Annotated in this window: 22 protein-coding genes and 3 tRNA genes; 23 read left to right on the forward strand and 2 right to left on the reverse strand. The window is 58.6% G+C overall.

Annotated elements, in window-relative coordinates; translation table 11 throughout:
- Positions 1-199: 199 nt before the first annotated feature.
- From lon to NYR50_RS04465, 3 genes are all read left to right on the forward strand, one after another.
- Positions 200-2,617: an endopeptidase La gene (lon, locus tag NYR50_RS04455; protein WP_174008251.1), complete on the forward strand. Its 2,418-nt coding sequence runs from the start codon at positions 200-202 to the stop codon at positions 2,615-2,617.
- Positions 2,618-2,905: 288 nt separating this feature from the next.
- A complete protein-coding gene (hupB, locus tag NYR50_RS04460) occupies positions 2,906-3,181 on the forward strand; it encodes a DNA-binding protein HupB (RefSeq protein ID WP_006312721.1) in 276 nt (91 codons plus the stop codon).
- 342 nt (positions 3,182-3,523) lie between these two features.
- A complete protein-coding gene (locus tag NYR50_RS04465; RefSeq protein ID WP_418136896.1) occupies positions 3,524-5,722 on the forward strand; it encodes an esterase-like activity of phytase family protein in 2,199 nt (732 codons plus the stop codon).
- Between the two features lie 208 nt (positions 5,723-5,930).
- On the opposite strand, the gene NYR50_RS04470 is transcribed toward NYR50_RS04465, so the two are convergent.
- Positions 5,931-6,068 carry a hypothetical protein gene (locus NYR50_RS04470; protein ID WP_269710457.1) on the reverse strand — a complete coding sequence of 46 codons (138 nt, stop codon included), beginning with the start codon at positions 6,066-6,068 and terminating at the stop codon, positions 5,931-5,933.
- 321 nt (positions 6,069-6,389) lie between these two features.
- Positions 6,390-6,465: transfer RNA gene (locus NYR50_RS04475), tRNA-Val, on the reverse strand.
- A 226-nt stretch (positions 6,466-6,691) separates the two neighbouring features.
- On the opposite strand from NYR50_RS04475, the gene NYR50_RS04480 reads away from it, so the two are divergent.
- The 20 genes from NYR50_RS04480 (at position 6,692) to NYR50_RS04575 (ending at position 24,067) form a co-directional block, all read left to right on the forward strand.
- Complete coding sequence (locus NYR50_RS04480) at positions 6,692-6,823, forward strand: hypothetical protein (RefSeq protein WP_258113978.1); 132 nt, start codon at positions 6,692-6,694, stop codon at positions 6,821-6,823.
- An 87-nt stretch (positions 6,824-6,910) separates the two neighbouring features.
- A tRNA-Asp gene (locus NYR50_RS04485) sits at positions 6,911-6,987 on the forward strand.
- A 41-nt stretch (positions 6,988-7,028) separates the two neighbouring features.
- Positions 7,029-7,105 (forward strand) — tRNA-Asp (locus NYR50_RS04490).
- A 435-nt stretch (positions 7,106-7,540) separates the two neighbouring features.
- Positions 7,541-7,906: an NADH-quinone oxidoreductase subunit A gene (locus tag NYR50_RS04495; RefSeq protein ID WP_006312714.1), complete on the forward strand. Its 366-nt coding sequence runs from the start codon at positions 7,541-7,543 to the stop codon at positions 7,904-7,906.
- Positions 7,897-8,481, forward strand: a complete 585-nt coding sequence (locus NYR50_RS04500; RefSeq protein WP_418136897.1) for a NuoB/complex I 20 kDa subunit family protein — start codon at positions 7,897-7,899, stop codon at positions 8,479-8,481. The genes NYR50_RS04495 and NYR50_RS04500 overlap by 10 nt, the downstream gene beginning before the upstream one ends.
- A gap of 21 nt (positions 8,482-8,502) precedes the next feature.
- Positions 8,503-9,105: an NADH-quinone oxidoreductase subunit C gene (locus tag NYR50_RS04505; RefSeq protein WP_006312713.1), complete on the forward strand. Its 603-nt coding sequence runs from the start codon at positions 8,503-8,505 to the stop codon at positions 9,103-9,105.
- The gene (locus NYR50_RS04510) at positions 9,102-9,530 is read left to right on the forward strand and encodes a GFA family protein (protein WP_418136898.1); all 429 of its coding nucleotides are present in this window, start codon (positions 9,102-9,104) and stop codon (positions 9,528-9,530) included. Before NYR50_RS04505 ends, NYR50_RS04510 begins: the two co-directional genes overlap by 4 nt.
- 1 nt (position 9,531) lies before the next feature.
- Positions 9,532-10,722, forward strand: a complete 1,191-nt coding sequence (locus tag NYR50_RS04515) for an NADH-quinone oxidoreductase subunit D (RefSeq protein ID WP_006312711.1) — start codon at positions 9,532-9,534, stop codon at positions 10,720-10,722.
- Positions 10,722-10,982, forward strand: coding sequence for a hypothetical protein (locus NYR50_RS04520; RefSeq protein ID WP_059752671.1), 261 nt, complete (start codon positions 10,722-10,724; stop codon positions 10,980-10,982). Before NYR50_RS04515 ends, NYR50_RS04520 begins: the two co-directional genes overlap by 1 nt.
- A gap of 16 nt (positions 10,983-10,998) precedes the next feature.
- Positions 10,999-12,099: an NADH-quinone oxidoreductase subunit E gene (locus tag NYR50_RS04525; RefSeq protein ID WP_418136899.1), complete on the forward strand. Its 1,101-nt coding sequence runs from the start codon at positions 10,999-11,001 to the stop codon at positions 12,097-12,099.
- Between the two features lie 10 nt (positions 12,100-12,109).
- Positions 12,110-13,414, forward strand: coding sequence for an NADH-quinone oxidoreductase subunit NuoF (gene nuoF, locus NYR50_RS04530; protein ID WP_006312708.1), 1,305 nt, complete (start codon positions 12,110-12,112; stop codon positions 13,412-13,414).
- 149 nt (positions 13,415-13,563) lie between these two features.
- Positions 13,564-15,645, forward strand: coding sequence for an NADH-quinone oxidoreductase subunit NuoG (gene nuoG, locus NYR50_RS04535; RefSeq protein WP_418136900.1), 2,082 nt, complete (start codon positions 13,564-13,566; stop codon positions 15,643-15,645).
- Positions 15,646-15,658: 13 nt separating this feature from the next.
- Positions 15,659-16,705: an NADH-quinone oxidoreductase subunit NuoH gene (gene nuoH / locus NYR50_RS04540; protein ID WP_010971512.1), complete on the forward strand. Its 1,047-nt coding sequence runs from the start codon at positions 15,659-15,661 to the stop codon at positions 16,703-16,705.
- Positions 16,706-16,741: 36 nt separating this feature from the next.
- Positions 16,742-17,233, forward strand: coding sequence for an NADH-quinone oxidoreductase subunit NuoI (gene nuoI, locus NYR50_RS04545; RefSeq protein WP_006312705.1), 492 nt, complete (start codon positions 16,742-16,744; stop codon positions 17,231-17,233).
- A 137-nt stretch (positions 17,234-17,370) separates the two neighbouring features.
- Positions 17,371-17,985 (forward strand): NADH-quinone oxidoreductase subunit J, encoded by a 615-nt coding sequence (locus tag NYR50_RS04550; RefSeq protein ID WP_080809276.1) that lies wholly within the window; start codon positions 17,371-17,373, stop codon positions 17,983-17,985.
- A 29-nt stretch (positions 17,986-18,014) separates the two neighbouring features.
- Entirely contained in the window at positions 18,015-18,323 is a 309-nt protein-coding gene (nuoK, locus tag NYR50_RS04555; protein WP_003521516.1) for an NADH-quinone oxidoreductase subunit NuoK, read from the forward strand.
- A gap of 7 nt (positions 18,324-18,330) precedes the next feature.
- Positions 18,331-20,328, forward strand: coding sequence for an NADH-quinone oxidoreductase subunit L (nuoL, locus tag NYR50_RS04560; RefSeq protein WP_418136901.1), 1,998 nt, complete (start codon positions 18,331-18,333; stop codon positions 20,326-20,328).
- Positions 20,328-21,839, forward strand: a complete 1,512-nt coding sequence (locus tag NYR50_RS04565) for an NADH-quinone oxidoreductase subunit M (RefSeq protein WP_418136902.1) — start codon at positions 20,328-20,330, stop codon at positions 21,837-21,839. The genes nuoL and NYR50_RS04565 overlap by 1 nt, the downstream gene beginning before the upstream one ends.
- 18 nt (positions 21,840-21,857) lie before the next feature.
- Positions 21,858-23,300, forward strand: coding sequence for an NADH-quinone oxidoreductase subunit NuoN (nuoN, locus tag NYR50_RS04570; protein ID WP_080812015.1), 1,443 nt, complete (start codon positions 21,858-21,860; stop codon positions 23,298-23,300).
- A 26-nt stretch (positions 23,301-23,326) separates the two neighbouring features.
- Positions 23,327-24,067 carry a biotin--[acetyl-CoA-carboxylase] ligase gene (locus tag NYR50_RS04575; protein ID WP_418136903.1) on the forward strand — a complete coding sequence of 247 codons (741 nt, stop codon included), beginning with the start codon at positions 23,327-23,329 and terminating at the stop codon, positions 24,065-24,067.
- The last annotated feature ends 14 nt before the right edge of the window (positions 24,068-24,081 follow it).

The following is a 24,081-nucleotide window of genomic DNA, read 5'->3' on the forward strand; positions in this document are numbered from 1 at the left end:
GATAACCGGAAATGTCGGGAGTATAGCCGGCGCTGGGTTTTGTTGAATTTCACGGTTCTGCCGGTGCGCGGGACCGTCTCTTCCGGCGACTTGAAATCGGTGTTTCGAAACTCCACTTTCAGTCTCGAGAAATGAATGTGCCGGATGCCCCCAAGATGTCCGGCAAAGTGTCCCGAAAGGGACCAGGAAAGGAAATGATATGACGAACATCACGTCTGCGGCATCTGGCGGTACCTATCCGGTACTTCCCCTGCGCGACATTGTCGTTTTCCCGCATATGATCGTTCCCCTGTTCGTCGGGCGGGAAAAATCCATTCGTGCGCTCGAGGAAGTCATGGGCTCGGACAAGCAGATCATGCTTGTCACCCAGATCAACGCCAGCGATGACGATCCGGCTCCCGAAGCCATCCACAAGGTTGGCACGGTCGCCAATGTGCTGCAGCTTCTGAAGCTTCCCGATGGCACCGTGAAGGTGCTGGTGGAAGGCAAGGGCCGCGCCCAGATCGACAACTATACCGGCCGCGAGGATTTCTACGAAGCCTCCGCGACGCCGCTACAGGAACCTGCCGAAGACCCGGTCGAGATCGAGGCGCTGTCGCGTTCGGTCGTTTCGGAATTCGAGAGCTACGTGAAGCTCAACAAGAAGATTTCGCCCGAGGTTGTCGGCGCTGCCGGCCAGATCGACGATTATTCGAAGCTTGCCGATACGGTCGCTTCGCACCTGTCGATCAAGATCACCGAAAAGCAGGAAATGCTTGAAACCGTCAGCGTGAAGCAGCGGCTTGAAAAGGCGCTCGGCTTCATGGAAGGCGAAATTTCCGTGCTTCAGGTCGAAAAGCGCATCCGCTCGCGCGTCAAGCGCCAGATGGAGAAGACCCAGCGCGAATATTATCTGAACGAGCAGATGAAGGCGATCCAGAAGGAACTCGGCGACGGCGAAGACGGCCGTGACGAGATGGCCGAACTGGAAGAGCGCATCGCCAAGACCAAGCTTTCCAAGGAGGCCAGGGAAAAGGCCGACGCGGAAATGAAGAAGCTTCGCCAGATGAGCCCGATGTCAGCCGAAGCGACTGTCGTGCGCAACTATCTGGACTGGCTGCTTGGCCTGCCCTGGGGCAAGAAGTCGAAGATCAAGACCGATCTCAATGCCGCCGAGACGATCCTCGATCAGGATCACTTCGGTCTGGACAAGGTCAAGGAACGCATCGTCGAGTACCTGGCGGTACAGGCGCGCGCGACCAAGATTCGCGGACCCATCCTGTGCCTCGTCGGTCCTCCCGGCGTCGGCAAGACCTCGCTCGCCAAGTCGATCGCCAAGGCGACCGGCCGCGAATATGTGCGCATGGCGCTCGGTGGCGTGCGTGACGAGGCGGAAATCCGTGGTCACCGCCGCACTTATATCGGCTCCATGCCGGGCAAGATCGTCCAGTCGATGAAGAAGGCCAAGAAGGCGAACCCGCTCTTCCTGCTCGATGAAATCGACAAGATGGGCATGGATTTCCGTGGCGACCCGTCATCTGCGCTTCTGGAGGTTCTCGATCCGGAACAGAACTCCACCTTCATGGACCACTACCTTGAAGTGGAATACGACCTGTCCGACGTGATGTTCGTGACCACCGCCAACACGCTGAACATTCCGGGTCCTCTGATGGACCGTATGGAAGTGATCCGCATCGCCGGCTACACCGAAGACGAAAAGCGCGAAATCGCCAAGCGTCACCTGTTGCCGAAGGCGATCAAGGAACACGCGCTGCGTCCGGAAGAGTTCTCGGTCAGCGACGATGCCCTGATGGCCATCAGCCAGCAGTATACACGTGAAGCCGGTGTTCGTAATTTTGAACGCGAATTGATGAAGCTTGCCCGCAAGGCGGTGACCGAGATCATCAAGGGCAAATCCACGTCGGTTGCGGTCACGGCTGCAAACATCGAGGATTATCTGGGCGTTCCGCGGTTCCGCCACGGCGAGGCCGAGCGCGAGGATCAGGTTGGTGTCGTCACCGGTCTGGCATGGACGGAAGTCGGCGGTGAACTGCTCACCATCGAAGGCGTGATGATGCCGGGCAAGGGCCGCATGACGGTCACCGGCAACCTCAAGGAAGTGATGAAGGAATCCATTTCCGCGGCGGCATCCTATGTCCGTTCGCGCGCCGTGGACTTCGGCATCGAACCGCCGCGCTTCGACAAGAGCGACATCCACGTCCACGTTCCAGAAGGCGCAACCCCGAAGGACGGACCGTCCGCCGGTGTTGCCATGGCAACCGCCATCGTCTCCATCATGACCGGTATTCCGGTCTCGAAGGATGTGGCGATGACGGGCGAGATCACACTTCGTGGTCGCGTGCTGCCGATCGGCGGCCTGAAGGAAAAGCTGCTTGCGGCTCTGCGCGGCGGCATCAAGAAGGTGCTGATTCCGGAAGAAAACGCCAAGGATCTGGCGGAGATTCCGGACAATGTGAAAAACGAGATGGAAATCATCCCGGTTTCGCGCATGGGCGAGGTTATCAAGCACGCCCTCATTCGCCAGCCGGAACCCATCGAGTGGGACGGCAGCATCGAGACGCCTGTTATCGCAACGGTCGAAGGTGTCGACGACGGCAACCAGACGATCGCGCATTGATGGTGCGCATCGTCGCGGGGCGGGAATCGCCTTTCGCGACGGGCAGTGCATAGAATCAATGCGTTAGGTGTCAGAGCGCGTGCGCGGTGCTCAGCTCCGCGCAACTGATGCCAAATTGGCACGAATATGTGGAAGGCCGGCAGAAATGTCGGCCTTTTTTGTGAAAAAAATCGCAGACCCCTTGTTTTTCAGGCGATTCCAGCGCTTTTGAGTTGCTGTGCGCGGATGCGAATGTATTCTGCGCCGGCTTAATTTTAGTCGTTTCAAACCATTGAAAGGGGTGGAAACATGAACAAGAACGAGCTCGTCTCTGCTGTTGCCGAAAAGGCTGGTCTCACGAAGGCAGATGCTGCTTCCGCTGTTGATGCCGTATTCGAAACCGTACAGGGCGAACTGAAGAACGGTGGCGACATCCGTCTCGCCGGCTTCGGCAGCTTCTCCGTAAGCCGTCGTGAAGCCTCCAAGGGCCGTAACCCTTCCACGGGTGCTGAAGTCGATATCCCGGCTCGCAACGTGCCGAAGTTCTCCGCAGGCAAGGGCCTGAAGGACGCCGTCAACTCGTAAGGTTTCCGGAAAGTCGCGATGTCCGGCGGCGGGCATGCGGCTTTTCAGGCTCACGAGGAAACATGTTTTGACGCGCTCATGCCATTATCAGGTGTGAGGTGGCCTTCGAAAGCTCTTTGGGGCGGCCCGATTTCACCCCGTATGGTGTGAATTGAAAGTCTCGAGGCGCCTGTGTAGCTTCCATCCGGACACACGGCGTTTCGAAAAGCGGAATGTGCGCATAAACACGAAAGCCCGGCCTCCACGGCCGGGCTTTTTGATTCTCCGCCATGAAATGTCATGCCACTGTCACGTCTTTGACGCAGAAGCCATGGGGTGTTTCTGGATCCAAGGGGGATTAAAATGGCGTTCCGATTTTCTCATGTGGCTTTGACCGCGGCGTTGCTCACATCCGCTGCCTTTCCGGCCGCTGCCGAACCGGTTTTCAACCGCATCGCGTCTTTTCCTGTCGCGAAGAACCTGCCTGCGGACAAGGACGCCAAGTCCGTCACCTCGGCTGAAATCGTCACCGCCAGTGAAGATGGCAAGACGCTGATCTATTCGGACAGCCCGCTTGGCGGCATCGGTTTCATCGACATCACCGACGCAAAGGCCCCGAAGGCCGGCGGCGCGTTGCTGCTGCAGGGCGAGCCGACCTCGGTTGCCGTTGCCGGTGCGAAGGTTCTGGCTGGCGTCAACACGTCGGAAAACCGTGCCAAGCCCTCGGGCAAGCTGGTGACGGTCGACATCGCCACCAAGAAGATCGAAGCGAGCTGTGATCTCGGCGGCCAGCCTGATTCCGTTGCCGTTTCTCCAGACAAGACCTTTGTCGCCATCGCGATCGAAAACGAACGTGATGAAGAGGTGAATGAAGGCGCGCTGCCGCAGATGCCGGCCGGTTATCTGGTTACGGTTGGCCTGAAGGACGGCGCGGCCGATTGCGCGACGCTGAAGAAGATCGACGTCACCGGTCTTTCTGAAATTTCCCCTGAGGATCCGGAGCCCGAATTCGTCTCGATCAATGCCAATGGCGAGATCGCGCTCACGATGCAGGAGAACAACCATATCGTCATCATCGACGGCAAGACCGGCACGGTGAAGACGCATTTCTCCGCCGGCACCGTCAATCTGGAAGGCATCGACACCAAGACCGATGGCCAGCTGAAGTTCACCGACAAGCAGGAAGGCCGCAAGCGCGAGCCGGATGCAGTGAAGTGGCTGTATAATGACCGTATCGTCATCGCCAATGAGGGCGACTGGCAGGGGGGCGCGCGCGGCTTCACCATTTTCGACAAGACCGGCAAGCTTCTTTATGAAGCCGGTGCTTCGCTCGAACACGCGGTTGCGGCTATCGGCCACTATCCGGAAAAGCGCTCCAAGGCCAAGGGCATCGAGCCTGAAGGTCTGGAGGCAGCAACCTTCGATGGCCAGAAGTATTTCTTCGTTCTTGCCGAGCGCGCCTCGGTCGTTGCCGTTTACAAGGATACCGGCGCAGAGCCGCAGCTGACCCAGCTCCTGCCTTCGGGCATTTCGCCGGAAGGTGCTGTTGCCATTCCCTCGCGCAACCTTCTCGTCACGGCTAACGAGGCCGATCTGGCCGAGGGTGGCGGTGCTCGTTCGCATGTCATGCTCTATGAACGTGCCGAAGGCCAGGCGGCCTATCCGCAGCTCGTCTCCGCCACCGTCGATGGTGCGCCGATCGGCTGGGGTGCTCTTTCGGGTCTGGTTGGCGATGCCGAAAAGCCCGGCATTCTCTACGCCGTGTCCGACTCGGTCTATGGCAACCAGCCGTCGATCTACACCATCGACGCCACCAAGAAGCCCGCCACCATCACCAGCGTCCTGCGAGTGAAGCGTGACGGCATCGCGGCCCAGAAGCTCGATATCGAAGGCATTACCCTCGATGGCAAGGGCGGCTTCTGGCTGGCTTCGGAGGGCGACAGCGCCAAGCTCGTCCCGCACGCGCTCTACAACGTCAACGCCAAGGGTGAAATCAAGGCTGAGATCGCGCTGCCTAAGGAACTGCTTGCCGGTGATACCCGCTTCGGTTTCGAAGGCGTGACCATGGTCGGCAAGGGCGATGATGCCACGCTGTGGATGGCCGTGCAGCGCGAATGGGGCACGGATGAGAAGGGCTTCGTGAAGCTCGTCTCCTATAATCCGAAGTCCAAGGAGTGGGGCGCCGTGCGTTACCCGCTCGACAAGACCGAGGCAGGCTGGGTTGGCCTTTCTGAAATCACCGCGCAGGGCGATAATGTCTATATCGTCGAACGCGACAACCAGATCGGCGACAAGGCCAAGATCAAGAAGCTCTACCGCGTCGCGATCGCCGACCTGAAGCCGGGCAAGATCGGTGGCGAACTGCCGCTGGTGGCCAAGCAGGAAGCGCATGACTTCCTGCCCGATCTCAAGGCGCAGACCAACGGTTACGTCGTCGACAAGCTGGAAGGCTTCACCTTCGACAAGGCGGGAACAGCGTATGCCGTGACCGACAATGACGGTGTGGACGATTCTTCCGGCGAGACGCTGTTCTTTAAGGTCGAGATGAAGGCGATCAACTGATTGCGCCGAGTAGTATCGAAAAAAGAGAAAAGCCGGGCGATGCCCGGCTTTTTTGTTTGGCGAAGGGAGGCCCATAAGGGCTATCGCCGCTCTTGAACGATGCGTCATGAGGCAAGCCGCAACATCCGCGTTGCTCTTTCAGTATCGACTCGTGGTGAATTTCGTCCAGGTGCGATCCGTTAGAATGCCGCGGACCGATCCTGACAGATCAGCGTCCCATGGACTTCGGACTTTTGGGAGTATCTTGTTTTTCCGAGTCCTGCTGAACCCAGCGGAAAAAAATATAAACAGGCAGCGCAATAAGCGCGAGAGTTACAAACGCGTCGATCGACATGGTTTCATCCATCAGTTCAGCCGTTCATCATGAAACGGTACGCAAACAATGCCCGAAATCTCTTTAAAAAGTCTGAATCTGCTTATTTTTCGGTATGTTACGGAGTGGAACACAGATCCGGCCCACTTGTCGGAAACCGGAACAGGAGTCCCGATTTGGAATAGATGAGGGGCGGGAAAAAACGATTGCCGCCGTTCCGGAGTACGAATCCCGTCCTCTAGCGCAAAATCGGGGAGGGCTGTCTGATTCCCGTACGGGAAATTAAAGATGAAGTGCTTAGCGATGCGCAAAGCAATCGTCCTGGAGAACGTATATCGGGAGGTTTTAAGAAAATGGTGGGCGATGAGAGACTCGAACTCCCGACATCCTCGGTGTAAACGAGGCGCTCTACCAACTGAGCTAATCGCCCTTCGCGTCTTTCGGATCATGTCCGCCGCGTCGGTGGCCGTGATGTATTCGGATCGGAAAAAAACCGCAAGAGCTTTTATGAAGTTTTTTTGTTTTTTTTCCGGGCAGCTTTTCCGGACGCGAAAGGCGAGGGGCAAAAAGCCGGGAACTGCGGGCTTTTTGGCAAAACCAGGCCTCGGCGACGCCCTTACGGCTTTATAGAAAACCTGCGCTGGAGGCCTGAGGCTGTGGACAAGTTTTTTGTTTTCGTTGGGAAAAGCCCGGAAAACAGGGGCTTTGCAGCAATCGTGTTTAAAGGTCTTCCGGTTTTTCCCGATCAAAATGAAGAAGCTTATTCTTTTGTCGTGAAACCTGCTTGACACCCCCGCACGAACGCCGTAGTTAGCCGCTCAACGAACAGCCGAGGCTGGTTCGTACGGCGGGACAAGCTCCTGTCGTCAGGATAAGCGGGTGTAGCTCAGTTGGTTAGAGTGCCGGCCTGTCACGCCGGAGGTCGCGGGTTCGAGCCCCGTCACTCGCGCCATCCTGTTCCTCGGAAAATACGCAGACGAATGTCTGTGGAGCGCGGGTGTAGCTCAGTCGGTTAGAGTGCCGGCCTGTCACGCCGGAGGTCGCGGGTTCGAGCCCCGTCACTCGCGCCATTTCTCTCTCATGAAATGTCTCCCCAAAAACGAAGCAGTCGCCTCGAGCGCCCACTTTGGTGCCGGTGTTTCTGGTGGCTGATTCCAGCTTTTTATGCACGTTTTTTCCTGTATTTTTCAGTCAAGTTTCGATTCCCAAAAACCGTCACTTCACCGCCATTCCGACGTAAAATTCGTGTGACTTTTTTGCGGTTGCGTCCTTCAATCGATTATTATTGTATTTGAGGGGCTTAGGCCGGAATTGTGGCCCAAATTTGCGTCAATCCCGGCAATATTGTTGCCAATCAATGCGGCAGGTGTCTTGAATTGGTGCCTAAACTCTTGCAGAGAGGGCGCGGCTGCGCTAACCACTTTGGCGTTGCAACATATTTGTCCGCTCTTTGAGACTCCGGTCAAAAAGGCAGGTCCGGCACCCGGCCGGGCAAGGAAGAGACCATGACTGAACTCCTCAGTTCCTACATTCCGATCGCAATTTTCATTGGTATCGCTCTCGTCATCGGCCTGGCGCTTCTCATTGCGCCTTTCGCTGTCGCCTATAAGGCACCGGACCCTGAAAAGCTCTCCGCTTTCGAGTGCGGTTTCAATGCCTTCGACGACGCCCGCATGAAGTTCGATATCCGTTTTTATCTGGTGTCGATCCTCTTCATCATCTTCGATCTGGAAGTCGCCTTCCTGTTTCCCTGGGCGGTGTCTTTCGGCGAGATGGGTTGGTTCGGTTTCTGGTCGATGATGGTGTTCCTCGCGGTCCTTACCATCGGCTTTATCTATGAGTGGAAGAAGGGAGCGCTGGAATGGGCATGAGCCAGAACAACAGCACGCTCGTTGCGCCGCAGCCGAAGGGGATCATCGATCCCGCAACCGGCAAGCCGGTTGGCAGCAACGACGCCTACTTCACGGAAATCAGTGACGAGCTGGCCGACAAGGGCTTTCTCGTCACCTCGACCGACGAGCTGATCACCTGGGCGCGCACCGGCTCGCTGATGTGGATGCAGTTCGGTCTTGCCTGCTGCGCCGTTGAAGGTCTGATGCAGGCTTCCGGTCCGCGTTATGACATGGAGCGCTTCGGTGTCGCCCCGCGCGCCTCACCGCGCCAGTCGGACGTCATGATCGTTGCCGGCACGCTGACCAACAAGATGGCGCCCGCTCTGCGCAAGGTCTACGACCAGATGCCTGAGCCGCGTTACGTCATCTCCATGGGCTCCTGCGCCAATGGCGGCGGCTATTACCATTATTCCTACGCCGTGGTGCGTGGCTGTGACCGCGTTGTGCCGGTGGATATCTACGTTCCGGGCTGTCCCCCCACGGCCGAAGCACTGCTTTACGGCGTGCTTCTGCTGCAAAAGAAAATTCGTCGTACCGGTACGATCGAGCGCTAAGGGCAAAGGACGGATTTCTGAATGAGCGAAGCTCTCAATGATCTTGCTGCTTACGTCAAGGAAGCGCGTGGTTCTCTCGTGGTATCGGCCGATATCGCCTATGGCGAGTTGACGCTGAATACCACGCCTGAAAACGTGATCGCGCTTTTGACCTTCCTGCGCGACGACGTGCAGTGCGGCTTCGTCAACATCATCGATATTTGCGGCGTCGACTGGCCGCAGCGCGAGAAGCGCTTCGATGTCGTCTACCATCTGCTGTCGCCACGCCAGAACCTGCGCGTGCGCATCAAGCTGCAGGTTGCGGAAGACGAAGGCGTACCGTCTTCGACACCCGTTTACATGGGCGCGGAATGGTTCGAGCGTGAAGCCTGGGATATGTATGGCATTCCTTTCGAAGGCCATAAGGACCTGCGTCGCATCCTCACGGATTACGGCTTCGAAGGCCATCCGCTGCGCAAGGATTTTCCGGTTACCGGCTTTGTAGAAGTGCGTTACGATGACGTTCTGAAACGGGTTCTTTATGAACCGGTCGAATTGAAGCAGGAATTCCGCAATTTCGATTTTCTTTCCCCTTGGGAAGGAACCGAATATGTTCTCCCGGGTGACGAAAAGGCCAAGCAATGAGCCAAGCCCCCGCGACAGAGCATGGACAATGTCTTTGCGGCGCCGTTGGCTTCACAGCCACGCTCGGTGCCCGCGAATTCGGCGTCTGCCATTGCTCCATGTGCCGCCGCTGGTCCGGTGGTGTGTTCATGGCTGTCGAATGCACTGATATCGCCTTTGAAAACGAGCAAAGCCTCGGCGTCTATTCTTCGTCGGAGTGGGGCGAGCGTTGCTTCTGCAAGAACTGCGGCAGTACGCTGATGTGGCGTTCCAAGGATGGCAAACATTTTGCCGCTTCGCTGCAGGCTTTCGACAAGCCGTCCAGCTTCACTTTCGCGCAGCAGATTTTCACGGATGAAAAGCCTTCGAGCTATTCTTTCGCGCAGACCACGCAGAACATGACCGGCCCCGAATTCATCGCCATGATCACCTCGGCGGAGCACTAGAATGACTGAGCATAACGTCCGCAATTTCACGATCAACTTCGGTCCGGAACACCCTTCCGCGCACGGCGTGCTGCGTCTGGTTCTGGAACTGGACGGCGAAATCGTCGAGCGTGTCGATCCGCATATCGGTCTTCTGCATCGCGGTACCGAAAAGCTGATCGAGACCAAGACCTATCTCCAGGCCGTTCCCTATTTCGACCGCCTCGATTACGTCGCGCCGATGAACCAGGAACACGCTTTCGCGCTTGCCGTCGAAAAGCTGCTCGGCCTTGAAATCCCGATGCGCGGCCAGCTGATCCGCGTTCTCTATTCGGAAATCGGCCGCATCCTGTCGCACATCATGAACGTGACGACGCAGGCCATGGACGTCGGCGCGATGACGCCGCCGGTCTGGGGTTTCGAAGAGCGCGAAAAGCTGATGGTGTTTTACGAGCGCGCCTGTGGCGCCCGCATGCACTCGGCCTATGTGCGTCCGGGCGGCGTGCATCAGGACCTGCCGCCGGAACTGGTGGACGATATCGGCAAATGGTGCGATCCGTTCCTGACCGTCCTCGACAACATCGAAGGCCTGTTGACCGACAACCGCATCTACAAGCAGCGTAACGTCGATATCGGCGTCGTCTCGCTGGAAGATGCGTTTGCCTGGGGCTTCACGGGCGTGATGGTGCGCGGTTCGGGCGCTGCCTGGGATCTGCGCCGTTCGCAGCCCTATGAATGTTATTCCGATCTCGAATTCGACATTCCCGTTGGCAAGAACGGCGACTGCTATGATCGTTACCTGATCCGCATGCAGGAAATGCGCGAATCGGTGAAGATCATGAAGCAGTGCGTCGATCGTCTGTCAGGCAAGCATCGCATCGGCCCGGTCTCCTCGCTTGACGGTAAGGTGGTTCCGCCCAAGCGCGGCGAGATGAAGCGTTCGATGGAAGCTCTGATCCATCACTTCAAGCTCTATACCGAAGGTTACCACGTTCCGGCCGGCGAAGTTTACGCCGCCGTCGAAGCGCCGAAGGGCGAGTTCGGCGTTTACGTGGTCGCCGATGGTTCCAACAAGCCCTACCGCTGCAAGATCCGCGCGCCGGGTTATGCGCATCTGCAGGCGATGGATTTCCTGTGCAAGGGCCATCAGCTTGCCGACGTTACAGCCGTGCTCGGCTCTCTCGACATCGTGTTCGGGGAGGTCGACCGCTGATGCGTCTGCCGCTGGCCATACCGGCTTTTCTCGCTGCGATGTCCACCCCCGTTCTCGCCCAGACGGCGACGGATGAGGGCGGTATATCGCTGTCGAGCGGCGGCTCTTCGACCATCAAGCAACTTCTGTCGTCGGGATACGAGATCAAGGCCTCGGTTCCCAATGGCAGCAAGTTCATCGTGTTCATGCAAAAAGACAAGGCGGCTTACGCCTGCGAATTCGTCACGGTGGCGAGATCGCGTTGTGAGACGTTAAACTGAAAAGGCGTGAGGAAGTATGTCCGTTCGTCGACTAGCCGAAGATCAGTTCCAGCCCGTGGCATTTGCCTTCAATGCGGATAACACCGCATGGGCGGAAAAGACGATCCAGAAATATCCAACGGGACGCCAGCAATCGGCGGTTATCCCGCTGCTCATGCGTGCGCAGGAGCAGGACGGCTGGGTTACCCGCGCCGCCATTGAAAAAGTCGCCGACATGCTGGATATGGCCTATATCCGTGTCCTCGAAGTCGCGACCTTCTATACCCAGTTCCAGCTGAAGCCGGTTGGCACGCGCGCCCACGTTCAGGTCTGCGGCACTACGCCGTGTATGCTGCGCGGTTCCGAAGCGCTGATGGATGTCTGCCGCAAGAAGATCCACCACGATCCGCTGCACACCAATGAGAGCGGTACGCTGTCCTGGGAAGAAGTGGAATGTCAGGGCGCCTGCGTCAACGCGCCTATGGTGATCATCTTCAAGGATGCCTATGAGGACCTGACGCCCGAGCGTCTCGAAGAGATCATCGACACGTTCGAGGCAGGCAAGGGCGATACGATCAAGACCGGCCCGCAGATCGACCGTCACGAATCGGTTCCGGTCGGTGGGCTGACGACGCTGACGGAAGAGATCAAGCCTGATCGTTCCAATCTCGACAAACCCGCTGAAGCGCCTGCCGCGGCAGCACCGGCACCCGCACCATCTGAAGCCGCCAAGCCCACGACGACTGCGCCGGAGGCCGATGCCAAGCTGAAAACGCCGGTAACCGAGCCGAAGGCTGCGGAAGCTAACGCCAAGGCCGCCGAAAAGGAAGCTTCGGGATCTGCTAAGCCGTCGCTTGATTCCAAGGATCGTCCGGCCGGTATCGAAAAGCCGGCGACGCCTGACGACTTGAAGCTCATTTCCGGCGTCGGCCCGAAGATCGAGGGCACGCTGCACGAGCTCGGTATCTTCACATACGCGCAGATCGCCGGCTGGAAAAAGGCCGAGTGCGACTGGGTTGACGGTTATCTGAATTTCAAGGGCCGCATCGAACGCGACGAGTGGATCAAGCAGGCTGAGGCGCTCGCCAAGGGTGGCGAAGCCGAGTATATCAGGGTCTTCGGCAAGAAGCCGCGGTAAAGGGTGAAGCATGTTAAAAGATCAGGATCGCATCTTTACCAATCTCTACGGCCTCAAGGACAAGTCCCTGAAGGGCGTGATGGCGCGCGGCCACTGGGACGGCACCAAGCAGATCATCGAAAAGGGTCGTGACTGGATCATCAACGAGATGAAGGCTTCCGGCCTTCGCGGTCGCGGCGGCGCTGGCTTCCCGACGGGTCTCAAATGGTCCTTCATGCCGAAGGAAAATGACGGCCGTCCGCATTATCTCGTCGTCAACGCCGACGAATCCGAGCCCGGCACCTGCAAGGACCGCGAAATCCTGCGCAACGATCCGCATACGCTGATCGAAGGCTGCGTGATCGCCGGTTTCGCCATGGGTGCGCATACCGCCTATATCTACGTGCGCGGCGAATATATGCGTGAGCGCGAGGCGCTGCAGGCCGCCATCGACGAATGTTACGATGCCGGTCTGCTCGGCAAGAACAACAAGAACGGCTGGGACTACGACATCTACGTCCATCACGGCGCTGGTGCCTATATCTGCGGCGAAGAGACGGCGCTGCTCGAAAGCCTCGAGGGCAAGAAGGGCCAGCCGCGTCTGAAACCGCCGTTCCCCGCAAATATGGGTCTTTACGGCTGCCCGACGACGGTCAACAACGTTGAATCGATCGCTGTTGCGCCGACCATCCTGCGTCGTGGCGCTTCGTGGTTCTCGTCCATCGGCCGTCCGAACAATGTCGGCACCAAGCTGTTCATGGTCTCCGGCCATGTCGAGCGTCCGTGCACCTTCGAAGATGCGCTGGGCCTGTCCTTCCGCGAGCTGATCGAGCACCATTGCGGTGGCATTCGCGGCGGCTGGGATAATCTGCTCGGCGTCATCCCCGGCGGCGCATCCTGCCCCATCGTGCGCGGTGAGGACATGAAGGACGCCATCATGGACTTCGACGGCATGCGCGAAGTGAAGTCTTCCTTCGGCACCGGTGGCATGATCGTCATGGACAAGTCCACCGACGTCATCAAGGCGATTGCCCGCATCGCGGCTTTCTTCAAGCATGAAAGCTGCGGCCAGTGCACGCCGTGCCGTGAAGGCACCGGCTGGATGTGGCGCGTGCTGGAACGCATGGTCAAGGGTAACGCGCAGAAGCGCGAAATCGACATGCTGTTTGAAGTGACGAAGCAGATCGAAGGCCACACCATCTGTGCGCTCGGCGACGCCGCCGCATGGCCGGTACAGGCGCTGATCCGCAATTTCCGTCCGGAAATCGAAAAGCGCATCGACCAATATACCTACAGGGCCATGGATGATGGCGCTGTTCTGGAAGCCGCTGAATAAGCATCAAAGGCTTCGGGCGGAGCTGGAATTTCCGGCCCCGCAACACCATGAAGCGCCTGGCGAATTTCGGATGCCGGGTGTGATTAAGGATTTGTTGCGGACCGTGTGAGAGACACGGGACGGACAGGCAACAGGACGTAAGTAGAACCATGGCAAAGCTCAAGGTTGACGGTAAAGAGATCGAGGTTCCGGATCATTTCACGCTGTTGCAGGCGTGCGAGGAGGCTGGTGCCGAAGTTCCGCGCTTTTGTTTTCATGAGCGCTTGTCGGTCGCGGGTAACTGCCGCATGTGTCTCATCGAGGTGAAGGGCGGACCGCCCAAGCCCGCCGCCTCCTGCGCCATGGGCGTGCGCGATGTTCGCGGCGGCCCGAACGGCGAATTGCCTGAGGTTTTCACCAATACGCCGATGGTCAAAAAGGCCCGCGAAGGCGTGATGGAATTCCTGCTCATCAACCATCCGCTCGATTGCCCGATCTGCGACCAGGGCGGCGAATGCGACCTGCAGGACCAGGCCATGGCCTTCGGTATCGCCGGTTCGCGTTACGCGGAAAACAAGCGCGCGGTTGAAGACAAATATATCGGACCGCTCGTCAAGACGGTCATGAACCGTTGTATCCACTGCACACGCTGCGTCCGTTTCACGACGGAAGTTGCCGGCATTGCCGAACTTGGCCTGATCGGCCGCGGCGAAGATGCCGAAATCACCACCTATCTCGAACAGGCGATGACGTCTGAGCTTCAGGGCAACGTCGTTGACCTTTGCCCGGTTGGTGCGCTCACCTCCAAGCCTTTCGCCTTCACCGCCCGTCCGTGGGAACTGAACAAAACCGAAACCATCGACGTGATGGACGCTCTCGGATCGGCCATCCGCGTCGATACCCGTGGCCGCGAAGTCATGCGCGTCATGCCGCGCGTCAACGAGGCGATCAACGAAGAGTGGATTTCCGACAAGAGCCGTTTCATCTGGGACGGCCTGAAGACGCAGCGCCTCGACCGGCCTTACGTCCGCAAGGATGGCCGTCTGCAGCCCGCCACCTGGGGTGAAGCCTTCGGTGCGATCAAGCAGGCTGTTGCCGCAACATCCGGCAACAAGATCGGCGCGATCGCCGGCGATCTGTCCTCCGTCGAAGAAATGTTCGCGCTGAAGTCACTGCTCGCTTCGCTCGGTTCGGCCAATGTAGATTGCCGTCAGGATGGCGCAGCGCTTGATCCGTCTTTGGGTCGCGCCAGCTACATCTTCAATTCCACCATTGAAGGCATCGAACAGGCCGACGCCCTGCTGATCGTGGGTTCCAACCCGCGCTTCGAAGCGGCCGTGCTCAACGCTCGTATCCGCAAGCGCTGGCGCCGTGGAGGTTTCCCGATCGGTGTGATCGGCGAGGCCGGCGAGCTGCGCTACGATTACGAATATCTCGGCTCGGGTGCTGAAACGCTCTCCGATCTGGCCAATGGTTCGCACAGCTTCGTCGAGAAGCTGAAGTCCGCCAAGAACCCGCTGATCATCATCGGTCAGGGCGCTCTGGCACGTGCCGATGGTGCAGCGGTTCTCGCGGCTGCTGCAAAGCTTGCCGTTTCGGTTGGCGCTGTCAGCGAAGAGTGGAATGGCTTCTCGGTGCTGCACACTGCCGCTGCCCGCGTTGGTGGTCTCGATGTCGGCTTTGTGCCGGGCGAGGGCGGTGTCGCCGCAGCAGACATGGTCGCCTCCATGGATGTTCTCTTCCTGCTGGGCGCCGATGAACTCGACCTTTCGAACAAGGGCGCAAAGTTCACCGTCTATATCGGCAGCCATGGCGATCAGGGCGCGATGCACGCCGACGTCATCCTTCCGGGTGCGGCCTATACCGAAAAATCTGGTATCTGGGTCAACACCGAAGGACGTGTGCAGGTTGGCAACCGTGCCGGTTTCGCACCGGGCGAAGCCCGTGAAGACTGGGCGATCCTGCGCGCGTTGTCCGATGTTCTCGGCAAAAAGCTGCCGTTCGATTCGCTGTCAGCACTGCGCGGCCAGCTTTATGTCGCGCATCCGCATCTGGCGGAAACCGACGAGATCGTTGCTGGTAATGGCACGGATATCGAGGCGCTGGCTGGTAAAACCGGCTCGCTTACCAAGTCGGCGTTTGCCTCGCCGGTAAAAGACTTTTATTTGACGAACCCGATTGCGCGCGCCTCTGCTGTCATGGCCGAGTGCTCCGCATTGGCCCGCAACAATTTCCAGGCTGCGGCAGAGTAAGGGTAGGGGATTTATGGAACAGTTTTTCTGGAGCTACGTCTGGCCCGCGCTGATCATGGTCGGCCAGTCCCTGCTGCTTCTCGTTTGCCTTCTGGTGGCCATCGCCTTCCTGCTGCTTGCCGACCGCAAGGTCTGGGCGGCCGTGCAGCTGCGCCGTGGTCCGAACGTCGTTGGTCCTTTCGGTCTCTTCCAGTCCTTCGCCGACCTTTTGAAGTTCATCCTGAAGGAGCCCGTCATTCCGGCCGGCGCCAACAAGGCGGTCTTCCTCTTGGCGCCGCTGGTTGCCGTGACGTTGGCGCTCGCCACCTATGCCGTCATTCCGTTCGCTGATGGCTGGGTTGTCGCGAATATCAATGTCGGCATTCTCTACATTTTCGCGATTTCGTCGCTTGAAGTGTACGGCATCATCATGGGCGGCTGGGCTTCGAACTCGAAGTACCCGTTCCTTGGCGCGCTGCGTTCTGCCGCGCAGATGGTGTCCTATGAAGTGTCGATCGGTCTCGTCATCGTCACCGTTCTGCTTTGCGTCGGCTCGCTGAACCTGACGGACATCGTTCTTGCCCAGCGCACCGGTCTCGGCACCATGATGGGCCTGCCTGCCTCGTTCCTCGACTGGCACTGGCTGTCGCTGTTCCCGATGTTCATCGTGTTCTTCATTTCCGGCCTTGCCGAAACCAACCGTCCGCCCTTCGATCTTCCGGAAGCGGAATCGGAACTGGTCGCCGGTCACATGGTCGAATATGGCTCGACGCCTTACATGATGTTCATGCTCGGCGAATATGCTGCGATCGTCCTGATCTGCTGCCTGACGACGATCCTGTTCCTCGGCGGCTGGCTGCCGATCGTGGATGTGTGGTTCCTGAACTGGGTTCCGGGTATCGTCTGGTTCGCGTTGAAAGGCTGCATGGTCTTCTTCATGATCGCGCTCACGAAGGCTTTCGTTCCGCGTTACCGTTATGACCAGCTCATGCGCCTTGGCTGGAAGGTCTTCCTGCCGCTGTCGCTCGCCATGGTCGTTATTGTTGCATTCGTATTGAAGCTGACGGGGTGGGCCGGTTGATGTCCGTATTCCTCGCTCAGAAATCTGGAGACTGAGATGGCAAGCCTCTCCCAAGCCGTCAACTCGCTGTTCCTGAAGGAATTCGTAGGCGCGATCTTCCTGACCATGCGCCACTTCTTCAAGCAGAAGGCGACGATCAACTATCCTTTCGAAAAGGGTCCGGTGTCTCCGCGCTTCCGTGGTGAGCACGCGCTGCGCCGTTATCCGAACGGGGAAGAGCGCTGCATCGCCTGCAAGCTGTGTGAAGCGATCTGTCCTGCTCAGGCGATCACCATCGAAGCCGGTCCGCGCCGCAATGACGGCACCCGCCGCACGGTGCGTTACGACATCGACATGGTGAAGTGCATCTATTGCGGCTTCTGCCAGGAAGCCTGCCCGGTGGATGCGATCGTCGAGGGTCCGAACTTCGAATTCGCGACGGAAACCCGCGAGGAGCTTTATTTCGACAAGCAGAGGCTTCTCGACAATGGCGACCGCTGGGAGCGTGAAATCGCACGCAACCTCGCACTGGATGCGCCTTACCGTTAAGGTGCAACCGTCTTTCCGGGGGAGCCCCCGGAAAGCGATGAAAAAGTAAAATGCCTGCGCGGTTTTCGCCGGCGGGGACGAAACGGGTGAGGGGGCTACGAGCCATCTTCTCCCGATGAGGACAAGAAGGCACCAAGATGGGTCTGCACGCTGTATTCTTTTATATATTCGCTTTCGTCGCCGTGGCGTCTGCGTTCATGGTCATTGCATCGAAGAACCCTGTTCATTCGGTGCTCTTCCTGATTTTGACCTTCTTCAACGCAGCCGCGCTGTTCCTGCTGACGGGAGCCGAGTTCCTCGCCATGATCCTGCTTGTGGTCTATGTCGGCGCGGTCGCGGTGCTTTTCCTCTTCGTCGTCATGATGCTGGATGTGGATTTTGCCGAGCTTCGTTCCGGCGTGCTGCAATATGCCCCGGTCGGCGCGCTGATCGGCGTCATTCTGGCGGCTGAACTCATCGTCGTGGTCGGTGGCAGCGTGCTGAACCCGGTGGCCGCGAAATCGATCACCATGCCGATCCCGTCGCCGGCCGTGCGCACCAATACGGCAGCACTCGGTGATGTGCTCTATACCAACTACGTCTACTTCTTCCAGCTTGCCGGTCTCGTGCTGCTTGTGGCCATGATCGGCGCCATCGTGCTGACCCTGCGTCACCGCACCGACATCAAGCGGCAGGATATTTCCACGCAGGTCGGCCGTGACCCCAAGACCGCCGTCACCACGGTCAAGGTCAAGCCGGGCCAGGGCATCTGAAGGCGCGAACGGATCCAAGGAAACAGAATATGGAAATCGGTCTTTCCCACTACCTGACGGTCAGCGCGATCCTCTTCACGATCGGCGTCTTCGGCATCTTCCTCAACCGGAAGAACGTCATCGTCATCCTCATGTCGATCGAGCTTATCCTCTTGGCGGTCAACATCAACATGGTGGCGTTTTCGGCCTTCCTGAACGATATCGTCGGCCAAGTCTTCGCTTTGTTCATTCTGACCGTCGCAGCTGCCGAAGCGGCCATCGGTCTTGCAATACTCGTTGTCTTCTACCGCAACCGCGGATCGATCGCCGTCGAAGACGTCAATATGATGAAGGGCTGATAAGGCTATGATCTACAAGGCTATCGTCTTTCTTCCACTGATCGGCTTCCTGATCGCCGGACTGTTCGGCCGCTCTATCGGCGCCAAGGCCTCGGAATATGTCACCACCGGTCTGATGATCGTGGTCGCCATCCTGTCGTGGATCGTCTTCTTCAACGTGGCACTCGCCCATGGCGAGCCGGGTGAGGTGATCAAGGTCACTGTTCTGCGCTGGATCCAGTCCGGCGGCATCGACGTCGAGTGGGCGTTCCGCATCGATACGCTGACGGCCGTCATGTTCGTCGTGGTCAACACCGTCTCGACGCTGGTGCACCTTTATTCGATCGGATACATGCACCACGATCCGCATCGTCCGCGTTTCTTTGCCTATTTGTCGCTCTTCACCTTCGCCATGCTGATGCTGGTGACCTCCGACAACCTGCTGCAGATGTTCTTCGGCTGGGAAGGCGTGGGTCTGGCGTCCTATCTGCTGATCGGCTTCTGGTTCAAGAAGCCTTCCGCATCGGCCGCCGCCATGAAGGCCTTCATCGTCAACCGTGTCGGTGACTTCGGCTTCATCCTCGGTATTTCCGGCGTCTTCGTGCTGTTCGGCTCGATCAATCTCGAAACCGTCTTCGCTGCCGCCGGCACCTATCTGCCGGCCGAAGGTGCCGCTTCCACCGACACCGTGATCAACCTGTTCGGCATGCAGCTGGACAAGGCCAATGCGATAACGGGCGTCTGCCTGTTGCTCTTCATGGGTGCCATGGGTAAGTCGGCGCAGTTCCTGCTGCACACCTGGCTGCCGGACGCGATGGAAGGCCCGACCCCGGTTTCGGCCCTCATTCACGCCGCAACCATGGTCACCGCCGGCGTCTTCCTCGTCGCCCGCATGTCGCCTTTGTTCGAACTGTCGCCGGATGCGCTCACCGTCGTGACGCTGATCGGTGCGATCACCGCCTTCTTTGCGGCAACCGTCGGTCTCGTGCAGAATGACATCAAGCGCGTGATTGCCTACTCGACCTGCTCGCAGCTCGGTTACATGTTCGTGGCGCTCGGCGTCGGTGCTTATGGTGCCGCCGTGTTCCACCTCTTCACACACGCCTTCTTCAAGGCTCTGCTGTTCTTGTGCGCCGGCTCGGTCATCCATGCCGTCGATGGCGAGCAGGACATGCGTTACATGGGTGGCCTGCGCAAGCATATCCCCATCACCTTCTGGACCATGACCGTCGGCACGCTGGCGCTGACCGGCGTCGGCATCCCGGGCACGATGATCGGTTTTGCCGGCTTCTTCTCGAAGGACGTCATCATCGAATCCGCTTATGCGTCACATTCGGTGCTGTCGGGCTTCGCCTTCACGCTGCTGGTCATCGCGGCGCTGTTCACCAGCTTCTATTCCTGGCGTCTGGCGTTCATGACCTTCTTCGGCAAGCCGCGCGCTTCCGCCGACGTCATGCACCATGTGCATGAATCGCCGATGGTCATGCTGATCCCGCTCTTCATCCTCACGGTTGGCGCGATCTTTGCCGGCGTCCTGTTCGAAGGTCATTTCTTCGGTGAAGAATATGCCGAATTCTGGAAGGGCGCTCTGTTCATGCTTCCGGAAAACGAAATCCTCGAGGAGTTCCACCACGTTCCGCTGTGGGTGAAATGGAGCCCGTTCTTTGCGATGGCGCTTGGTTTCGTGACCGCATGGTACATGTACATCAAGTCGCCGGAGACGCCGAAGCGTATGGCAGCGACCCATCGTGGTCTCTACCAGTTCCTCTTGAACAAGTGGTACTTCGACGAACTCTACGACTTCCTCTTCGTTCGTTCCGCAAAGGCGCTTGGCCGCTTCCTGTGGAAGAAGGGCGACGTCGCCGTCATCGACCACTATGGACCGAACGGCATTGCAGCGCGTGTGGTTGACGTGACCAACCGCATGGTCCGCTTGCAATCCGGTTACCTTTATCATTATGCCTTTGCGATGCTGATCGGCATCGCGGCGCTTGTCACCTGGATGATGCTCGGGAGTGCCCTCTGATGACCGATTGGCCTATTCTTTCAACGGTCACCTTTCTGCCGCTCGTCGGCGTGGTGCTCCTGCTTCTGACAAATGAGAACGGCCCTTATGGTCGCCGCAACATTCTCAACGTCTCGCTGCTGACGACCGTCTTCACCTTCATCGTGTCGCTGTTCGTCTGGATCGGTTTCGACAATTCGAACCCCGGTTTCCAGATGGTGGAAAAACACGCCTGGTTCGGTAACATCGCCGCCTATCATTTGGGTGTCGACGGCATCTCCATGCTGTTCGTCATCCTAACCACCTTCCTCATGCCCTTCTGCGTGCTGGCAAGCTGGAATTCGATTGAAAAGCGCGTCAAGGAATACATGATTGCCTTCCTGCTTCTGGAAGTCGTCATGGTCGGCGTCTTCGTGGCGCTGGATACGGTTCTTTTCTACGTGTTCTTCGAAGCGACGCTGATCCCGATGTTCATCATCATCGGTGTCTGGGGCGGCAAGGATCGCGTCTACGCATCCTACAAGTTCTTCCTCTACACGCTGCTCGGTTCGGTCCTGACCATGCTCGCCATCATGGCGATGTATTGGCAGTCCGGCACGACCGACATGACCGAGCTGCTGAAATACGGCTTCCCGGCTGGCATGCAGACGTGGCTCTGGTTCGCCTGTTTCGCCGCCTTCTCGGTGAAGATGCCGATGTGGCCGGTCCACACCTGGCTGCCGGATGCGCACGTTCAGGCACCGACCGCAGGTTCGGTCATCCTGGCCGGCGTCATGCTGAAGCTCGGCGGTTACGGTTTCATCCGCTTCTCGCTGTCGATGTTCCCGCTGGCGTCTGACTATTTCGCCCCCTTCGTCTTCACCCTGTCGGTTCTTGCCATCATCTATACCTCGCTGGTGGCGATGATGCAGGACGACATCAAGAAGCTGATTGCCTATTCGTCGGTCGCCCACATGGGTTACGTGACCATGGGCATCTTCGCCGCCAATGTGCAGGGCGTGCAGGGCGCAATCTTCCAGATGCTGTCGCACGGCATCGTGTCGGGCGCGCTCTTCCTCTGCGTCGGCGTCGTCTATGACCGCCTGCATACCCGCGAGATTTCCGCCTATGGCGGTCTCGTCAACAATATGCCGAAATATGCCGTCGCCTTCATGATCTTCACCATGGCCAATGTCGGTCTGCCCGGCACCTCAGGCTTCGTCGGTGAATTCCTGACGCTGATCGGCGTCTTCCGCGCCAACACGCTGGTCGCGCTGTTTGCGGCAACCGGCGTCATCCTCTCGGCCGCTTATGCGCTGTGGCTTTACCGCCGCGTGATTTTCGGCGCGCTCGAGAAGGAAAGCCTGAAATCGATGCTCGATCTGTCGACCCGCGAAAAGGTCATCCTTTATCCGCTGGTTGCACTGACGATCTTCTTCGGCGTTTATCCGGCTCCGGTGTTCGATGCGACAGCCGCATCGGTCGATCTTCTGGTAAACAACTATACGGCTGCATTGCAGGCGGCGCAAAATGTTGCGCTCACTATGAATTGACGACAGGACCCGTTGGACATGACCGCTGAAATCCTTTTTGCCAGTCTGCACATCGCGACGCCCGAGCTGATCCTTGCGGTCGGCGCGCTGGCGCTGCTCATGATTGGCGTCTTCTCGGGCGACAAGTCGACAACGACGGTAACCGGCCTTGCCGTTGCCCTCCTGCTCGTCGTCGGTCTCTGGATCATCTTTGCCCCGGCATCGGGCGTGGCCTTCGGCGGTGTCTACATCGCCGATGCCTTCGGTAACTTCATGAAGGTGCTGGCGCTGATCGGCTCCATCACCGCCATGATCCTCGCTGTCGGCCAGGGCCGCTTCGAGCCGATCGGCCGTTTCGAATATCCGGTGCTGCTGGTGCTCGCGACGCTGGGCATCTTGCTGATGATCTCGGCCAACAACATGATCTCGCTCTACATGGCGCTGGAGTTGCAGTCGCTGGCGCTCTACGTCGTCTGCGCCATCAACCGTGAGAGCCTGCGCTCCACGGAAGCTGGCCTGAAGTACTTCGTTCTCGGCGCGCTCTCCTCCGGCATGCTGCTTTACGGCATGTCGCTGGTCTACGGCTTCACCGGCAACACCGGCTTCACCGAAATCGCCCAGGTTCTGGCATCGGAAACCCGCTCGCTCGGCCTCGTCTTCGGTCTGGTCTTCGTTCTCGCCGGTCTCGCATTCAAGATTTCCGCCGTGCCGTTCCACATGTGGACGCCAGATGTTTATGAAGGCGCACCGACCCCGGTTACGGCCTTCCTGTCGGCCGCACCGAAGATCGGCGCCATGGCGATCCTCGTCCGCATCGTCGTCGAAGCTTTCCAGCCCGTCTTTGCCGACTGGCAGCAGATCGTCGTCTTCATCTCGATTGCCTCCATGCTGCTCGGCTCCTTTGCCGCAATCGGCCAGAAGAACATCAAGCGCCTGATGGCCTATTCATCCATCGGTCACATGGGTTATGCGCTGGTCGGTCTTGCGGCCGGTACCGAAGCCGGTATCTCGGGCGTCATTCTTTACATGACCATCTACATGGTCATGACGCTCGGCACCTTCGCCTGCATTCTCTCCATGCGCCGCAAGGAAATCGGCAATGTCGAGAATGTCGAGGATCTTGCCGGTCTTTCGTCCTCCAACCCCTTCATGGCGGTTGTGCTGACGATCCTGATGTTCTCGCTTGCCGGCATTCCGCCACTCGCCGGCTTCTTCGGCAAGTATTACGTCTTCCTCGCCGCCATCGAAGCGAAGCTTTATCCGCTCGCCATCATCGGTGTTATCGGCTCGGTTGTCGGCGCCTATTATTATATCCGCGTCGTGAAGGTCATGTGGTTCGATGAGGCCAAGGACAAGTTCGAACGTCCGGCCGGTGAACTGAAAGTCGTTTATGCGCTTTCGGCCCTGTTCGTTGTCGCCTTCGTCGTCTTTGGCGGTGCACTTGGCAACGCGGTGACTGTTGCGGCGAAGACCTTCTTTTGAGCAGCACACACAAGCATACGGGTCGGATGTCCATCGATGACTTCCGGCACGAGGTGATGGCGGAGACGCCATCGACCAATCTGGAATGTTTCGCCCGGGCACGGGCGGGTGATGGCGGCAAACTTTGGGTTACCGCCATCCGCCAGACCGGCGGTCGCGGCCGTCGCGGTCGGCCGTGGGTATCTGAACCCGGCAATCTCTATGCCTCGCTTCTTCTGATCGATCCCGCGCCAGTTGAGCGTATCGGCTCCCTGCCGCTTGCTTTTGCGCTTGCCGTCTACCGCGCCATTCGCGCCGTGTTGCCGACAGCTGGTGAGCCGCTCGAAATCAAATGGCCGAACGACGTGCTGATCGGTCGCCGCAAGACCTGCGGTATCCTGATGGAGGCAGAGCTTCTACCAGACGGGCGACGCGCCATCGTCATCGGCATCGGCATCAATATTGCCCACAAGCCGGACAATCCGCTTTATCCCGTCACCATGCTCTCCGAGCACGGTGCGTCCTGTTCGTCCGACGAGTTGTTCGCTCATCTCTTTCGCGAGACGGCGGAGGTTCTGCGGAACTGGGATGAGGGCAGGGGCGTTTCCGGCATCATGACCGGATGGAGGGCGGCGGCCTGCGGTATTGGCGAACATATCACCGTCAATTTCCCGGACCGTTCGATCGGCGGGCGTTTTGTCGGCATTGATGATAATGGTTATCTGCTGCTGGATGAGGATGAGGGCGCAAGGCGTTCCATTGCCGCCGGCGACGTGTTTTTCGGATGAGGTGAACGGTGCGG

Source organism: Agrobacterium sp. El2ro-1b, assembly GCF_048298475.1.
GTDB classification, from domain to species: domain Bacteria; phylum Pseudomonadota; class Alphaproteobacteria; order Rhizobiales; family Rhizobiaceae; genus Agrobacterium; species Agrobacterium fabrum.

Coding starts and splice junctions, on each gene's coding strand:
- nuoF (WP_006312708.1), top strand. CDS start 12,110: ATGTTAAAAGATCAGGATCGCATCTTTACCAATCTCTACGGCCTCAAG.
- NYR50_RS04495 (WP_006312714.1), top strand. CDS start 7,541: ATGACTGAACTCCTCAGTTCCTACATTCCGATCGCAATTTTCATTGGT.
- NYR50_RS04470 (WP_269710457.1), bottom strand. CDS start 6,068: ATGGATGAAACCATGTCGATCGACGCGTTTGTAACTCTCGCGCTTATT.
- hupB (WP_006312721.1), top strand. CDS start 2,906: ATGAACAAGAACGAGCTCGTCTCTGCTGTTGCCGAAAAGGCTGGTCTC.
- nuoG (WP_418136900.1), top strand. CDS start 13,564: ATGGCAAAGCTCAAGGTTGACGGTAAAGAGATCGAGGTTCCGGATCAT.
- lon (WP_174008251.1), top strand. CDS start 200: ATGACGAACATCACGTCTGCGGCATCTGGCGGTACCTATCCGGTACTT.
- nuoH (WP_010971512.1), top strand. CDS start 15,659: ATGGAACAGTTTTTCTGGAGCTACGTCTGGCCCGCGCTGATCATGGTC.
- NYR50_RS04515 (WP_006312711.1), top strand. CDS start 9,532: ATGACTGAGCATAACGTCCGCAATTTCACGATCAACTTCGGTCCGGAA.
- nuoL (WP_418136901.1), top strand. CDS start 18,331: ATGATCTACAAGGCTATCGTCTTTCTTCCACTGATCGGCTTCCTGATC.
- NYR50_RS04520 (WP_059752671.1), top strand. CDS start 10,722: ATGCGTCTGCCGCTGGCCATACCGGCTTTTCTCGCTGCGATGTCCACC.
- NYR50_RS04565 (WP_418136902.1), top strand. CDS start 20,328: ATGACCGATTGGCCTATTCTTTCAACGGTCACCTTTCTGCCGCTCGTC.
- nuoN (WP_080812015.1), top strand. CDS start 21,858: ATGACCGCTGAAATCCTTTTTGCCAGTCTGCACATCGCGACGCCCGAG.
- NYR50_RS04510 (WP_418136898.1), top strand. CDS start 9,102: ATGAGCCAAGCCCCCGCGACAGAGCATGGACAATGTCTTTGCGGCGCC.
- NYR50_RS04525 (WP_418136899.1), top strand. CDS start 10,999: ATGTCCGTTCGTCGACTAGCCGAAGATCAGTTCCAGCCCGTGGCATTT.
- nuoK (WP_003521516.1), top strand. CDS start 18,015: ATGGAAATCGGTCTTTCCCACTACCTGACGGTCAGCGCGATCCTCTTC.
- NYR50_RS04550 (WP_080809276.1), top strand. CDS start 17,371: ATGGGTCTGCACGCTGTATTCTTTTATATATTCGCTTTCGTCGCCGTG.
- NYR50_RS04505 (WP_006312713.1), top strand. CDS start 8,503: ATGAGCGAAGCTCTCAATGATCTTGCTGCTTACGTCAAGGAAGCGCGT.
- NYR50_RS04465 (WP_418136896.1), top strand. CDS start 3,524: ATGGCGTTCCGATTTTCTCATGTGGCTTTGACCGCGGCGTTGCTCACA.
- NYR50_RS04500 (WP_418136897.1), top strand. CDS start 7,897: ATGGGCATGAGCCAGAACAACAGCACGCTCGTTGCGCCGCAGCCGAAG.
- nuoI (WP_006312705.1), top strand. CDS start 16,742: ATGGCAAGCCTCTCCCAAGCCGTCAACTCGCTGTTCCTGAAGGAATTC.
- NYR50_RS04575 (WP_418136903.1), top strand. CDS start 23,327: ATGTCCATCGATGACTTCCGGCACGAGGTGATGGCGGAGACGCCATCG.